11 rRNA genes are annotated in these 16,934 nt (G+C 48.0%); all 11 read left to right on the forward strand.

The features are described 5' to 3' along the window. Positions 1 to 66 precede the first annotated feature (66 nt). Positions 67 to 182 (forward strand): 5S ribosomal RNA (gene rrf, locus ACU5DF_RS23015). A gap of 401 nt (positions 183 to 583) precedes the next feature. After that, positions 584 to 2,126: ribosomal RNA gene (locus ACU5DF_RS23020) — 16S ribosomal RNA — on the forward strand. A gap of 329 nt (positions 2,127 to 2,455) precedes the next feature. Then, positions 2,456 to 5,342, forward strand: a 23S ribosomal RNA gene (locus tag ACU5DF_RS23025). Positions 5,343 to 5,478: 136 nt separating this feature from the next. After that, positions 5,479 to 5,594: ribosomal RNA gene (gene rrf / locus ACU5DF_RS23030) — 5S ribosomal RNA — on the forward strand. A gap of 401 nt (positions 5,595 to 5,995) precedes the next feature. Then, positions 5,996 to 7,538, forward strand: a 16S ribosomal RNA gene (locus ACU5DF_RS23035). Positions 7,539 to 7,867: 329 nt separating this feature from the next. Further along, positions 7,868 to 10,758 (forward strand): 23S ribosomal RNA (locus ACU5DF_RS23040). A 136-nt stretch (positions 10,759 to 10,894) separates the two neighbouring features. After that, positions 10,895 to 11,010: ribosomal RNA gene (gene rrf / locus ACU5DF_RS23045) — 5S ribosomal RNA — on the forward strand. Positions 11,011 to 11,411: 401 nt separating this feature from the next. Further along, a 16S ribosomal RNA gene (locus tag ACU5DF_RS23050) occupies positions 11,412 to 12,953 on the forward strand. A gap of 329 nt (positions 12,954 to 13,282) precedes the next feature. Continuing rightward, positions 13,283 to 16,172: ribosomal RNA gene (locus ACU5DF_RS23055) — 23S ribosomal RNA — on the forward strand. 136 nt (positions 16,173 to 16,308) lie between these two features. Next, positions 16,309 to 16,424, forward strand: a 5S ribosomal RNA gene (rrf, locus tag ACU5DF_RS23060). A gap of 401 nt (positions 16,425 to 16,825) precedes the next feature. Further along, positions 16,826 to 16,934: ribosomal RNA gene (locus ACU5DF_RS23065) — 16S ribosomal RNA — on the forward strand; the annotation flags it as partial.

A 16,934-nucleotide genomic window follows, 5' to 3' on the forward strand; every position in this document is an offset into this window, starting at 1 on the left:
TTTATATAGAGAAACGGCTTTCCAGATTATTATTTATCTCTTAGTGAGGTAGATAGAAAGAATTTGCTTGGCGACCATAGCGTTATGGACCCACCTGATCCCATGCCGAACTCAGAAGTGAAACGTAATAGCGCCGATGGTAGTGTGGGGTTTCCCCATGTGAGAGTAGGACATCGCCAGGCTTGAATTTGAATAAGTGCCCGTTCAATAGAACGGGCTTTTATTTCGCTCCCAGATTGTCACTGTGAGCCAAGTCAACATAACGTTTTTAAGTCTTTCATAAATAAATGAAAAAGTTGAAAATATTATCTTGACTTTCAAATCAGAAAGCGTATTATACGCAGCCTGAAGCGACGAAGCGGTAACGCTAAGTGGTTGAAAGACAAGCTCTTTAACAATTTAACCAAATCAATCTGTGTGGGCACTTGTGAGTTGATAATCACTAGTTTGCTTTTACTTTTCGAAGTGAATTCAAACAAAAATAATCAATGAACTGAGTGACTACACAAAATTACTTTTATGTAAGAAATCAGTATTAATCATTGAGCCGGTTTTGTTTCTGCTGAAACAAACCAAAAAACTTTAATTGAAGAGTTTGATCATGGCTCAGATTGAACGCTGGCGGCAGGCCTAACACATGCAAGTCGAGCGGTAACAGAAATTAGCTTGCTAATTTGCTGACGAGCGGCGGACGGGTGAGTAATGCCTGGGAATATGCCTTAGTGTGGGGGATAACTATTGGAAACGATAGCTAATACCGCATAATGTCTTCGGACCAAAGAGGGGGATCTTCGGACCTCTCGCGCTAAGATTAGCCCAGGTGAGATTAGCTTGTTGGTGAGGTAAGAGCTCACCAAGGCGACGATCTCTAGCTGGTCTGAGAGGATGATCAGCCACACTGGAACTGAGACACGGTCCAGACTCCTACGGGAGGCAGCAGTGGGGAATATTGCACAATGGGCGAAAGCCTGATGCAGCCATGCCGCGTGTATGAAGAAGGCCTTCGGGTTGTAAAGTACTTTCAGTCGTGAGGAAGGGTGTGTAGTTAATAGCTGCACATCTTGACGTTAGCGACAGAAGAAGCACCGGCTAACTCCGTGCCAGCAGCCGCGGTAATACGGAGGGTGCGAGCGTTAATCGGAATTACTGGGCGTAAAGCGCATGCAGGTGGTTTGTTAAGTCAGATGTGAAAGCCCGGGGCTCAACCTCGGAACCGCATTTGAAACTGGCAAACTAGAGTGCTGTAGAGGGGGGTAGAATTTCAGGTGTAGCGGTGAAATGCGTAGAGATCTGAAGGAATACCAGTGGCGAAGGCGGCCCCCTGGACAGACACTGACACTCAGATGCGAAAGCGTGGGGAGCAAACAGGATTAGATACCCTGGTAGTCCACGCCGTAAACGATGTCTACTTGGAGGTTGTGGCCTTGAGCCGTGGCTTTCGGAGCTAACGCGTTAAGTAGACCGCCTGGGGAGTACGGTCGCAAGATTAAAACTCAAATGAATTGACGGGGGCCCGCACAAGCGGTGGAGCATGTGGTTTAATTCGATGCAACGCGAAGAACCTTACCTACTCTTGACATCCAGAGAATTCGCTAGAGATAGCTTAGTGCCTTCGGGAACTCTGAGACAGGTGCTGCATGGCTGTCGTCAGCTCGTGTTGTGAAATGTTGGGTTAAGTCCCGCAACGAGCGCAACCCTTATCCTTGTTTGCCAGCACGTAATGGTGGGAACTCCAGGGAGACTGCCGGTGATAAACCGGAGGAAGGTGGGGACGACGTCAAGTCATCATGGCCCTTACGAGTAGGGCTACACACGTGCTACAATGGCGCATACAGAGGGCTGCAAGCTAGCGATAGTGAGCGAATCCCAAAAAGTGCGTCGTAGTCCGGATCGGAGTCTGCAACTCGACTCCGTGAAGTCGGAATCGCTAGTAATCGTGAATCAGAATGTCACGGTGAATACGTTCCCGGGCCTTGTACACACCGCCCGTCACACCATGGGAGTGGGCTGCAAAAGAAGTGGGTAGTTTAACCTTCGGGAGGACGCTCACCACTTTGTGGTTCATGACTGGGGTGAAGTCGTAACAAGGTAGCCCTAGGGGAACCTGGGGCTGGATCACCTCCTTAAACGATAGATTACGATTTATGAGTGTTCACACAGATTGATTAGGTTTTAATAAGTTGAAGTGACAGAGCTTTAATTAATGATTTCGATTATTGATTAAAGCTTTTTGCTTTAAGCTCTTTAACAATTTGGAAAGCTGACTGATTTAAATAACTTACGAGTTATTCAAATCAAAATTTAAAAGTTCTTAATATCTTTTGTTTATCTTAGATAAACAAATTAAAAACACATTCAAGTGTTCTTGTATTTTGAATCCGGCGAAAAACCAGAACTCGCAATGACGAGTTCAACCTTGGTTGTTTATGCCATACGAAACCTCTTGGGGTTGTATGGTTAAGTGACTAAGCGTACACGGTGGATGCCTTGGCAGTCAGAGGCGATGAAAGACGTATTAACTTGCGATAAGCCCAGATTAGGTAGTAAAAACCTTTTGAGTCTGGGATTTCTGAATGGGGAAACCCACTAGCATAAGCTAGTATCGCTGCGTGAATACATAGCGCAGCGAAGCAAACCGGGAGAACTGAAACATCTAAGTACCCCGAGGAAGAGAAATCAACCGAGATCCCGAAAGTAGCGGCGAGCGAAATTGGGTTAGCCCTTAAGCTTTTAATGAGACAGGTGAAGCCTCTGGAAAGTGGCGCGATACAAGGTGATAGCCCTGTAACCGACATCTCATCATCAGTGAAAACGAGTAAGGCGGGACACGTGATATCCTGTCTGAATATGGGGGGACCATCCTCCAAGGCTAAATACTACTGACTGACCGATAGTGAACCAGTACCGTGAGGGAAAGGCGAAAAGAACCCCTGTGAGGGGAGTGAAATAGAACCTACCGTGTACGTACAAGCAGTAGGAGCATACTTGTTATGTGACTGCGTACCTTTTGTATAATGGGTCAGCGACTTATATTCAGTGGCAAGGTTAACCGTTTAGGGGAGCCGTAGGGAAACCGAGTCTTAACTGGGCGTTCAGTCTCTGGATATAGACCCGAAACCAAGTGATCTAGCCATGGGCAGGTTGAAGATTGAGTAACATCAATTGGAGGACCGAACCGACTAATGTTGAAAAATTAGCGGATGACTTGTGGCTAGGGGTGAAAGGCCAATCAAACTTGGAGATAGCTGGTTCTCCCCGAAATCTATTTAGGTAGAGCCTCGGACGAATACTACTGGGGGTAGAGCACTGTTAAGGCTAGGGGGTCATCCCGACTTACCAACCCTTTGCAAACTCCGAATACCAGTAAGTACTATCCGGGAGACACACGGCGGGTGCTAACGTCCGTCGTGGAGAGGGAAACAACCCAGACCGCCAGCTAAGGTCCCAAAGTTATAGCTAAGTGGGAAACGATGTGGGAAGGCTCAGACAGCCAGGATGTTGGCTTAGAAGCAGCCATCATTTAAAGAAAGCGTAATAGCTCACTGGTCGAGTCGGCCTGCGCGGAAGATGTAACGGGGCTAAGCTATACACCGAAGCTGCGGCAATGCAATTTATTGTGTTGGGTAGGGGAGCGTTCTGTAAGCCGTCGAAGGTGTGCTGTAAGGCATGCTGGAGGTATCAGAAGTGCGAATGCTGACATGAGTAACGATAAAGGGGGTGAAAAACCCCCTCGCCGGAAGACCAAGGGTTCCTGTCCAACGTTAATCGGGGCAGGGTAAGTCGACCCCTAAGGCGAGGCTGAAAAGCGTAGTCGATGGGAAACGGGTTAATATTCCCGTACTTCTTATAATTGCGATGGGGGACGGAGAAGGCTAGGTGGGCTTGGCGACGGTCGTCCAAGTTCAAGTGCGTAGGCTAAGAGTTTAGGTAAATCCGGACTCTTGTTAGGCTGAGACACGATGTCGAGCATCTACGGATGTGAAGCCATTGATGCCATGCTTCCAGGAAAAGCCTCTAAGCTTCAGATTATAAGAAATCGTACCCCAAACCGACACAGGTGGTCGAGTAGAGAATACTAAGGCGCTTGAGAGAACTCGGGTGAAGGAACTAGGCAAAATGGTACCGTAACTTCGGGAGAAGGTACGCTCCTAGCGGTGATGAGACTTGCTCTCTAAGCTGCCGGGAGTCGCAGATACCAGGTGGCTGCAACTGTTTATTAAAAACATAGCACTGTGCTAAATCGTAAGATGACGTATACGGTGTGACGCCTGCCCGGTGCTTGAAGGTTAATTGATGGGGTTAGACTTCGGTCGAAGCTCTTGATCGAAGCCCAAGTAAACGGCGGCCGTAACTATAACGGTCCTAAGGTAGCGAAATTCCTTGTCGGGTAAGTTCCGACCTGCACGAATGGCGTAATGATGGCCACGCTGTCTCCACCCGAGACTCAGTGAAATTGAAATCGCTGTGAAGATGCAGTGTACCCGCGGCTAGACGGAAAGACCCCGTGAACCTTTACTACAGCTTGGCACTGAACATTGACCCTACATGTGTAGGATAGGTGGGAGCCTTTGAAACCAGTACGCTAGTATTGGTGGAGGCAATCTTGAAATACCACCCTTGTATGCTTGATGTTCTAACGTTGGCCCCTTATCGGGGTTGCGGACAGTGCCTGGTGGGTAGTTTGACTGGGGCGGTCTCCTCCCAAAGAGTAACGGAGGAGCACGAAGGTGGGCTAAACACGGTTGGACATCGTGTGGTTAGTGCAATGGCATAAGCCCGCTTGACTGCGAGAATGACAATTCGAGCAGGTACGAAAGTAGGTCATAGTGATCCGGTGGTTCTGAATGGAAGGGCCATCGCTCAACGGATAAAAGGTACTCCGGGGATAACAGGCTGATACCGCCCAAGAGTTCATATCGACGGCGGTGTTTGGCACCTCGATGTCGGCTCATCACATCCTGGGGCTGAAGTCGGTCCCAAGGGTATGGCTGTTCGCCATTTAAAGTGGTACGCGAGCTGGGTTTAGAACGTCGTGAGACAGTTCGGTCCCTATCTGCCGTGGGCGTTGGATGATTGAAAGGGGCTGCTCCTAGTACGAGAGGACCGGAGTGGACGAACCTCTGGTGTTCGGGTTGTTACGCCAGTAGCATTGCCCGGTAGCTAAGTTCGGGATCGATAAACGCTGAAAGCATCTAAGCGTGAAGCGAGCCTTGAGATGAGTCATCCCTGATACTATACGTATCCTAAAGGGTTGTTGGAGACTACGACGTAGATAGGCAGGGTGTGTAAGTGCTGCGAGGCATTGAGCTAACCTGTACTAATTGCCCGTGAGGCTTAACCATACAACACCCAAGGGGTTTTGAACGGATTTAAAGTTGCAAGAAACAGATTGAATGTGATTAAGAACAACTCTTTATATAGAGAAACGGCTTTCCAGATTATTATTTATCTCTTAGTGAGGTAGATAGAAAGAATTTGCTTGGCGACCATAGCGTTATGGACCCACCTGATCCCATGCCGAACTCAGAAGTGAAACGTAATAGCGCCGATGGTAGTGTGGGGTTTCCCCATGTGAGAGTAGGACATCGCCAGGCTTGAATTTGAATAAGTGCCCGTTCAATAGAACGGGCTTTTATTTCGCTCCCAGATTGTCACTGTGAGCCAAGTCAACATAACGTTTTTAAGTCTTTCATAAATAAATGAAAAAGTTGAAAATATTATCTTGACTTTCAAATCAGAAAGCGTATTATACGCAGCCTGAAGCGACGAAGCGGTAACGCTAAGTGGTTGAAAGACAAGCTCTTTAACAATTTAACCAAATCAATCTGTGTGGGCACTTGTGAGTTGATAATCACTAGTTTGCTTTTACTTTTCGAAGTGAATTCAAACAAAAATAATCAATGAACTGAGTGACTACACAAAATTACTTTTATGTAAGAAATCAGTATTAATCATTGAGCCGGTTTTGTTTCTGCTGAAACAAACCAAAAAACTTTAATTGAAGAGTTTGATCATGGCTCAGATTGAACGCTGGCGGCAGGCCTAACACATGCAAGTCGAGCGGTAACAGAAATTAGCTTGCTAATTTGCTGACGAGCGGCGGACGGGTGAGTAATGCCTGGGAATATGCCTTAGTGTGGGGGATAACTATTGGAAACGATAGCTAATACCGCATAATGTCTTCGGACCAAAGAGGGGGATCTTCGGACCTCTCGCGCTAAGATTAGCCCAGGTGAGATTAGCTTGTTGGTGAGGTAAGAGCTCACCAAGGCGACGATCTCTAGCTGGTCTGAGAGGATGATCAGCCACACTGGAACTGAGACACGGTCCAGACTCCTACGGGAGGCAGCAGTGGGGAATATTGCACAATGGGCGAAAGCCTGATGCAGCCATGCCGCGTGTATGAAGAAGGCCTTCGGGTTGTAAAGTACTTTCAGTCGTGAGGAAGGGTGTGTAGTTAATAGCTGCACATCTTGACGTTAGCGACAGAAGAAGCACCGGCTAACTCCGTGCCAGCAGCCGCGGTAATACGGAGGGTGCGAGCGTTAATCGGAATTACTGGGCGTAAAGCGCATGCAGGTGGTTTGTTAAGTCAGATGTGAAAGCCCGGGGCTCAACCTCGGAACCGCATTTGAAACTGGCAAACTAGAGTGCTGTAGAGGGGGGTAGAATTTCAGGTGTAGCGGTGAAATGCGTAGAGATCTGAAGGAATACCAGTGGCGAAGGCGGCCCCCTGGACAGACACTGACACTCAGATGCGAAAGCGTGGGGAGCAAACAGGATTAGATACCCTGGTAGTCCACGCCGTAAACGATGTCTACTTGGAGGTTGTGGCCTTGAGCCGTGGCTTTCGGAGCTAACGCGTTAAGTAGACCGCCTGGGGAGTACGGTCGCAAGATTAAAACTCAAATGAATTGACGGGGGCCCGCACAAGCGGTGGAGCATGTGGTTTAATTCGATGCAACGCGAAGAACCTTACCTACTCTTGACATCCAGAGAATTCGCTAGAGATAGCTTAGTGCCTTCGGGAACTCTGAGACAGGTGCTGCATGGCTGTCGTCAGCTCGTGTTGTGAAATGTTGGGTTAAGTCCCGCAACGAGCGCAACCCTTATCCTTGTTTGCCAGCACGTAATGGTGGGAACTCCAGGGAGACTGCCGGTGATAAACCGGAGGAAGGTGGGGACGACGTCAAGTCATCATGGCCCTTACGAGTAGGGCTACACACGTGCTACAATGGCGCATACAGAGGGCTGCAAGCTAGCGATAGTGAGCGAATCCCAAAAAGTGCGTCGTAGTCCGGATCGGAGTCTGCAACTCGACTCCGTGAAGTCGGAATCGCTAGTAATCGTGAATCAGAATGTCACGGTGAATACGTTCCCGGGCCTTGTACACACCGCCCGTCACACCATGGGAGTGGGCTGCAAAAGAAGTGGGTAGTTTAACCTTCGGGAGGACGCTCACCACTTTGTGGTTCATGACTGGGGTGAAGTCGTAACAAGGTAGCCCTAGGGGAACCTGGGGCTGGATCACCTCCTTAAACGATAGATTACGATTTATGAGTGTTCACACAGATTGATTAGGTTTTAATAAGTTGAAGTGACAGAGCTTTAATTAATGATTTCGATTATTGATTAAAGCTTTTTGCTTTAAGCTCTTTAACAATTTGGAAAGCTGACTGATTTAAATAACTTACGAGTTATTCAAATCAAAATTTAAAAGTTCTTAATATCTTTTGTTTATCTTAGATAAACAAATTAAAAACACATTCAAGTGTTCTTGTATTTTGAATCCGGCGAAAAACCAGAACTCGCAATGACGAGTTCAACCTTGGTTGTTTATGCCATACGAAACCTCTTGGGGTTGTATGGTTAAGTGACTAAGCGTACACGGTGGATGCCTTGGCAGTCAGAGGCGATGAAAGACGTATTAACTTGCGATAAGCCCAGATTAGGTAGTAAAAACCTTTTGAGTCTGGGATTTCTGAATGGGGAAACCCACTAGCATAAGCTAGTATCGCTGCGTGAATACATAGCGCAGCGAAGCAAACCGGGAGAACTGAAACATCTAAGTACCCCGAGGAAGAGAAATCAACCGAGATCCCGAAAGTAGCGGCGAGCGAAATTGGGTTAGCCCTTAAGCTTTTAATGAGACAGGTGAAGCCTCTGGAAAGTGGCGCGATACAAGGTGATAGCCCTGTAACCGACATCTCATCATCAGTGAAAACGAGTAAGGCGGGACACGTGATATCCTGTCTGAATATGGGGGGACCATCCTCCAAGGCTAAATACTACTGACTGACCGATAGTGAACCAGTACCGTGAGGGAAAGGCGAAAAGAACCCCTGTGAGGGGAGTGAAATAGAACCTGAAACCGTGTACGTACAAGCAGTAGGAGCATACTTGTTATGTGACTGCGTACCTTTTGTATAATGGGTCAGCGACTTATATTCAGTGGCAAGGTTAACCGTTTAGGGGAGCCGTAGGGAAACCGAGTCTTAACTGGGCGTTCAGTCTCTGGATATAGACCCGAAACCAAGTGATCTAGCCATGGGCAGGTTGAAGATTGAGTAACATCAATTGGAGGACCGAACCGACTAATGTTGAAAAATTAGCGGATGACTTGTGGCTAGGGGTGAAAGGCCAATCAAACTTGGAGATAGCTGGTTCTCCCCGAAATCTATTTAGGTAGAGCCTCGGACGAATACTACTGGGGGTAGAGCACTGTTAAGGCTAGGGGGTCATCCCGACTTACCAACCCTTTGCAAACTCCGAATACCAGTAAGTACTATCCGGGAGACACACGGCGGGTGCTAACGTCCGTCGTGGAGAGGGAAACAACCCAGACCGCCAGCTAAGGTCCCAAAGTTATAGCTAAGTGGGAAACGATGTGGGAAGGCTCAGACAGCCAGGATGTTGGCTTAGAAGCAGCCATCATTTAAAGAAAGCGTAATAGCTCACTGGTCGAGTCGGCCTGCGCGGAAGATGTAACGGGGCTAAGCTATACACCGAAGCTGCGGCAATGCAATTTATTGTGTTGGGTAGGGGAGCGTTCTGTAAGCCGTCGAAGGTGTGCTGTAAGGCATGCTGGAGGTATCAGAAGTGCGAATGCTGACATGAGTAACGATAAAGGGGGTGAAAAACCCCCTCGCCGGAAGACCAAGGGTTCCTGTCCAACGTTAATCGGGGCAGGGTAAGTCGACCCCTAAGGCGAGGCTGAAAAGCGTAGTCGATGGGAAACGGGTTAATATTCCCGTACTTCTTATAATTGCGATGGGGGGACGGAGAAGGCTAGGTGGGCTTGGCGACGGTCGTCCAAGTTCAAGTGCGTAGGCTAAGAGTTTAGGTAAATCCGGACTCTTGTTAGGCTGAGACACGATGTCGAGCATCTACGGATGTGAAGCCATTGATGCCATGCTTCCAGGAAAAGCCTCTAAGCTTCAGATTATAAGAAATCGTACCCCAAACCGACACAGGTGGTCGAGTAGAGAATACTAAGGCGCTTGAGAGAACTCGGGTGAAGGAACTAGGCAAAATGGTACCGTAACTTCGGGAGAAGGTACGCTCCTAGCGGTGATGAGACTTGCTCTCTAAGCTGCCGGGAGTCGCAGATACCAGGTGGCTGCAACTGTTTATTAAAAACATAGCACTGTGCTAAATCGTAAGATGACGTATACGGTGTGACGCCTGCCCGGTGCTTGAAGGTTAATTGATGGGGTTAGACTTCGGTCGAAGCTCTTGATCGAAGCCCAAGTAAACGGCGGCCGTAACTATAACGGTCCTAAGGTAGCGAAATTCCTTGTCGGGTAAGTTCCGACCTGCACGAATGGCGTAATGATGGCCACGCTGTCTCCACCCGAGACTCAGTGAAATTGAAATCGCTGTGAAGATGCAGTGTACCCGCGGCTAGACGGAAAGACCCCGTGAACCTTTACTACAGCTTGGCACTGAACATTGACCCTACATGTGTAGGATAGGTGGGAGCCTTTGAAACCAGTACGCTAGTATTGGTGGAGGCAATCTTGAAATACCACCCTTGTATGCTTGATGTTCTAACGTTGGCCCCTTATCGGGGTTGCGGACAGTGCCTGGTGGGTAGTTTGACTGGGGCGGTCTCCTCCCAAAGAGTAACGGAGGAGCACGAAGGTGGGCTAAACACGGTTGGACATCGTGTGGTTAGTGCAATGGCATAAGCCCGCTTGACTGCGAGAATGACAATTCGAGCAGGTACGAAAGTAGGTCATAGTGATCCGGTGGTTCTGAATGGAAGGGCCATCGCTCAACGGATAAAAGGTACTCCGGGGATAACAGGCTGATACCGCCCAAGAGTTCATATCGACGGCGGTGTTTGGCACCTCGATGTCGGCTCATCACATCCTGGGGCTGAAGTCGGTCCCAAGGGTATGGCTGTTCGCCATTTAAAGTGGTACGCGAGCTGGGTTTAGAACGTCGTGAGACAGTTCGGTCCCTATCTGCCGTGGGCGTTGGATGATTGAAAGGGGCTGCTCCTAGTACGAGAGGACCGGAGTGGACGAACCTCTGGTGTTCGGGTTGTTACGCCAGTAGCATTGCCCGGTAGCTAAGTTCGGGATCGATAAACGCTGAAAGCATCTAAGCGTGAAGCGAGCCTTGAGATGAGTCATCCCTGATACTATACGTATCCTAAAGGGTTGTTGGAGACTACGACGTAGATAGGCAGGGTGTGTAAGTGCTGCGAGGCATTGAGCTAACCTGTACTAATTGCCCGTGAGGCTTAACCATACAACACCCAAGGGGTTTTGAACGGATTTAAAGTTGCAAGAAACAGATTGAATGTGATTAAGAACAACTCTTTATATAGAGAAACGGCTTTCCAGATTATTATTTATCTCTTAGTGAGGTAGATAGAAAGAATTTGCTTGGCGACCATAGCGTTATGGACCCACCTGATCCCATGCCGAACTCAGAAGTGAAACGTAATAGCGCCGATGGTAGTGTGGGGTTTCCCCATGTGAGAGTAGGACATCGCCAGGCTTGAATTTGAATAAGTGCCCGTTCAATAGAACGGGCTTTTATTTCGCTCCCAGATTGTCACTGTGAGCCAAGTCAACATAACGTTTTTAAGTCTTTCATAAATAAATGAAAAAGTTGAAAATATTATCTTGACTTTCAAATCAGAAAGCGTATTATACGCAGCCTGAAGCGACGAAGCGGTAACGCTAAGTGGTTGAAAGACAAGCTCTTTAACAATTTAACCAAATCAATCTGTGTGGGCACTTGTGAGTTGATAATCACTAGTTTGCTTTTACTTTTCGAAGTGAATTCAAACAAAAATAATCAATGAACTGAGTGACTACACAAAATTACTTTTATGTAAGAAATCAGTATTAATCATTGAGCCGGTTTTGTTTCTGCTGAAACAAACCAAAAAACTTTAATTGAAGAGTTTGATCATGGCTCAGATTGAACGCTGGCGGCAGGCCTAACACATGCAAGTCGAGCGGTAACAGAAATTAGCTTGCTAATTTGCTGACGAGCGGCGGACGGGTGAGTAATGCCTGGGAATATGCCTTAGTGTGGGGGATAACTATTGGAAACGATAGCTAATACCGCATAATGTCTTCGGACCAAAGAGGGGGATCTTCGGACCTCTCGCGCTAAGATTAGCCCAGGTGAGATTAGCTTGTTGGTGAGGTAAGAGCTCACCAAGGCGACGATCTCTAGCTGGTCTGAGAGGATGATCAGCCACACTGGAACTGAGACACGGTCCAGACTCCTACGGGAGGCAGCAGTGGGGAATATTGCACAATGGGCGAAAGCCTGATGCAGCCATGCCGCGTGTATGAAGAAGGCCTTCGGGTTGTAAAGTACTTTCAGTCGTGAGGAAGGGTGTGTAGTTAATAGCTGCACATCTTGACGTTAGCGACAGAAGAAGCACCGGCTAACTCCGTGCCAGCAGCCGCGGTAATACGGAGGGTGCGAGCGTTAATCGGAATTACTGGGCGTAAAGCGCATGCAGGTGGTTTGTTAAGTCAGATGTGAAAGCCCGGGGCTCAACCTCGGAACCGCATTTGAAACTGGCAAACTAGAGTGCTGTAGAGGGGGGTAGAATTTCAGGTGTAGCGGTGAAATGCGTAGAGATCTGAAGGAATACCAGTGGCGAAGGCGGCCCCCTGGACAGACACTGACACTCAGATGCGAAAGCGTGGGGAGCAAACAGGATTAGATACCCTGGTAGTCCACGCCGTAAACGATGTCTACTTGGAGGTTGTGGCCTTGAGCCGTGGCTTTCGGAGCTAACGCGTTAAGTAGACCGCCTGGGGAGTACGGTCGCAAGATTAAAACTCAAATGAATTGACGGGGCCCGCACAAGCGGTGGAGCATGTGGTTTAATTCGATGCAACGCGAAGAACCTTACCTACTCTTGACATCCAGAGAATTCGCTAGAGATAGCTTAGTGCCTTCGGGAACTCTGAGACAGGTGCTGCATGGCTGTCGTCAGCTCGTGTTGTGAAATGTTGGGTTAAGTCCCGCAACGAGCGCAACCCTTATCCTTGTTTGCCAGCACGTAATGGTGGGAACTCCAGGGAGACTGCCGGTGATAAACCGGAGGAAGGTGGGGACGACGTCAAGTCATCATGGCCCTTACGAGTAGGGCTACACACGTGCTACAATGGCGCATACAGAGGGCTGCAAGCTAGCGATAGTGAGCGAATCCCAAAAAGTGCGTCGTAGTCCGGATCGGAGTCTGCAACTCGACTCCGTGAAGTCGGAATCGCTAGTAATCGTGAATCAGAATGTCACGGTGAATACGTTCCCGGGCCTTGTACACACCGCCCGTCACACCATGGGAGTGGGCTGCAAAAGAAGTGGGTAGTTTAACCTTCGGGAGGACGCTCACCACTTTGTGGTTCATGACTGGGGTGAAGTCGTAACAAGGTAGCCCTAGGGGAACCTGGGGCTGGATCACCTCCTTAAACGATAGATTACGATTTATGAGTGTTCACACAGATTGATTAGGTTTTAATAAGTTGAAGTGACAGAGCTTTAATTAATGATTTCGATTATTGATTAAAGCTTTTTGCTTTAAGCTCTTTAACAATTTGGAAAGCTGACTGATTTAAATAACTTACGAGTTATTCAAATCAAAATTTAAAAGTTCTTAATATCTTTTGTTTATCTTAGATAAACAAATTAAAAACACATTCAAGTGTTCTTGTATTTTGAATCCGGCGAAAAACCAGAACTCGCAATGACGAGTTCAACCTTGGTTGTTTATGCCATACGAAACCTCTTGGGGTTGTATGGTTAAGTGACTAAGCGTACACGGTGGATGCCTTGGCAGTCAGAGGCGATGAAAGACGTATTAACTTGCGATAAGCCCAGATTAGGTAGTAAAAACCTTTTGAGTCTGGGATTTCTGAATGGGGAAACCCACTAGCATAAGCTAGTATCGCTGCGTGAATACATAGCGCAGCGAAGCAAACCGGGAGAACTGAAACATCTAAGTACCCCGAGGAAGAGAAATCAACCGAGATCCCGAAAGTAGCGGCGAGCGAAATTGGGTTAGCCCTTAAGCTTTTAATGAGACAGGTGAAGCCTCTGGAAAGTGGCGCGATACAAGGTGATAGCCCTGTAACCGACATCTCATCATCAGTGAAAACGAGTAAGGCGGGACACGTGATATCCTGTCTGAATATGGGGGGACCATCCTCCAAGGCTAAATACTACTGACTGACCGATAGTGAACCAGTACCGTGAGGGAAAGGCGAAAAGAACCCCTGTGAGGGGAGTGAAATAGAACCTGAAACCGTGTACGTACAAGCAGTAGGAGCATACTTGTTATGTGACTGCGTACCTTTTGTATAATGGGTCAGCGACTTATATTCAGTGGCAAGGTTAACCGTTTAGGGGAGCCGTAGGGAAACCGAGTCTTAACTGGGCGTTCAGTCTCTGGATATAGACCCGAAACCAAGTGATCTAGCCATGGGCAGGTTGAAGATTGAGTAACATCAATTGGAGGACCGAACCGACTAATGTTGAAAAATTAGCGGATGACTTGTGGCTAGGGGTGAAAGGCCAATCAAACTTGGAGATAGCTGGTTCTCCCGAAATCTATTTAGGTAGAGCCTCGGACGAATACTACTGGGGGTAGAGCACTGTTAAGGCTAGGGGGTCATCCCGACTTACCAACCCTTTGCAAACTCCGAATACCAGTAAGTACTATCCGGGAGACACACGGCGGGTGCTAACGTCCGTCGTGGAGAGGGAAACAACCCAGACCGCCAGCTAAGGTCCCAAAGTTATAGCTAAGTGGGAAACGATGTGGGAAGGCTCAGACAGCCAGGATGTTGGCTTAGAAGCAGCCATCATTTAAAGAAAGCGTAATAGCTCACTGGTCGAGTCGGCCTGCGCGGAAGATGTAACGGGGCTAAGCTATACACCGAAGCTGCGGCAATGCAATTTATTGTGTTGGGTAGGGGAGCGTTCTGTAAGCCGTCGAAGGTGTGCTGTAAGGCATGCTGGAGGTATCAGAAGTGCGAATGCTGACATGAGTAACGATAAAGGGGGTGAAAAACCCCCTCGCCGGAAGACCAAGGGTTCCTGTCCAACGTTAATCGGGGCAGGGTAAGTCGACCCCTAAGGCGAGGCTGAAAAGCGTAGTCGATGGGAAACGGGTTAATATTCCCGTACTTCTTATAATTGCGATGGGGGGACGGAGAAGGCTAGGTGGGCTTGGCGACGGTCGTCCAAGTTCAAGTGCGTAGGCTAAGAGTTTAGGTAAATCCGGACTCTTGTTAGGCTGAGACACGATGTCGAGCATCTACGGATGTGAAGCCATTGATGCCATGCTTCCAGGAAAAGCCTCTAAGCTTCAGATTATAAGAAATCGTACCCCAAACCGACACAGGTGGTCGAGTAGAGAATACTAAGGCGCTTGAGAGAACTCGGGTGAAGGAACTAGGCAAAATGGTACCGTAACTTCGGGAGAAGGTACGCTCCTAGCGGTGATGAGACTTGCTCTCTAAGCTGCCGGGAGTCGCAGATACCAGGTGGCTGCAACTGTTTATTAAAAACATAGCACTGTGCTAAATCGTAAGATGACGTATACGGTGTGACGCCTGCCCGGTGCTTGAAGGTTAATTGATGGGGTTAGACTTCGGTCGAAGCTCTTGATCGAAGCCCAAGTAAACGGCGGCCGTAACTATAACGGTCCTAAGGTAGCGAAATTCCTTGTCGGGTAAGTTCCGACCTGCACGAATGGCGTAATGATGGCCACGCTGTCTCCACCCGAGACTCAGTGAAATTGAAATCGCTGTGAAGATGCAGTGTACCCGCGGCTAGACGGAAAGACCCCGTGAACCTTTACTACAGCTTGGCACTGAACATTGACCCTACATGTGTAGGATAGGTGGGAGCCTTTGAAACCAGTACGCTAGTATTGGTGGAGGCAATCTTGAAATACCACCCTTGTATGCTTGATGTTCTAACGTTGGCCCCTTATCGGGGTTGCGGACAGTGCCTGGTGGGTAGTTTGACTGGGGCGGTCTCCTCCCAAAGAGTAACGGAGGAGCACGAAGGTGGGCTAAACACGGTTGGACATCGTGTGGTTAGTGCAATGGCATAAGCCCGCTTGACTGCGAGAATGACAATTCGAGCAGGTACGAAAGTAGGTCATAGTGATCCGGTGGTTCTGAATGGAAGGGCCATCGCTCAACGGATAAAAGGTACTCCGGGGATAACAGGCTGATACCGCCCAAGAGTTCATATCGACGGCGGTGTTTGGCACCTCGATGTCGGCTCATCACATCCTGGGGCTGAAGTCGGTCCCAAGGGTATGGCTGTTCGCCATTTAAAGTGGTACGCGAGCTGGGTTTAGAACGTCGTGAGACAGTTCGGTCCCTATCTGCCGTGGGCGTTGGATGATTGAAAGGGGCTGCTCCTAGTACGAGAGGACCGGAGTGGACGAACCTCTGGTGTTCGGGTTGTTACGCCAGTAGCATTGCCCGGTAGCTAAGTTCGGGATCGATAAACGCTGAAAGCATCTAAGCGTGAAGCGAGCCTTGAGATGAGTCATCCCTGATACTATACGTATCCTAAAGGGTTGTTGGAGACTACGACGTAGATAGGCAGGGTGTGTAAGTGCTGCGAGGCATTGAGCTAACCTGTACTAATTGCCCGTGAGGCTTAACCATACAACACCCAAGGGGTTTTGAACGGATTTAAAGTTGCAAGAAACAGATTGAATGTGATTAAGAACAACTCTTTATATAGAGAAACGGCTTTCCAGATTATTATTTATCTCTTAGTGAGGTAGATAGAAAGAATTTGCTTGGCGACCATAGCGTTATGGACCCACCTGATCCCATGCCGAACTCAGAAGTGAAACGTAATAGCGCCGATGGTAGTGTGGGGTTTCCCCATGTGAGAGTAGGACATCGCCAGGCTTGAATTTGAATAAGTGCCCGTTCAATAGAACGGGCTTTTATTTCGCTCCCAGATTGTCACTGTGAGCCAAGTCAACATAACGTTTTTAAGTCTTTCATAAATAAATGAAAAAGTTGAAAATATTATCTTGACTTTCAAATCAGAAAGCGTATTATACGCAGCCTGAAGCGACGAAGCGGTAACGCTAAGTGGTTGAAAGACAAGCTCTTTAACAATTTAACCAAATCAATCTGTGTGGGCACTTGTGAGTTGATAATCACTAGTTTGCTTTTACTTTTCGAAGTGAATTCAAACAAAAATAATCAATGAACTGAGTGACTACACAAAATTACTTTTATGTAAGAAATCAGTATTAATCATTGAGCCGGTTTTGTTTCTGCTGAAACAAACCAAAAAACTTTAATTGAAGAGTTTGATCATGGCTCAGATTGAACGCTGGCGGCAGGCCTAACACATGCAAGTCGAGCGGTAACAGAAATTAGCTTGCTAATTTGCTGACGAGCGGCGGA

The organism is Aliivibrio wodanis, assembly GCF_052920805.1.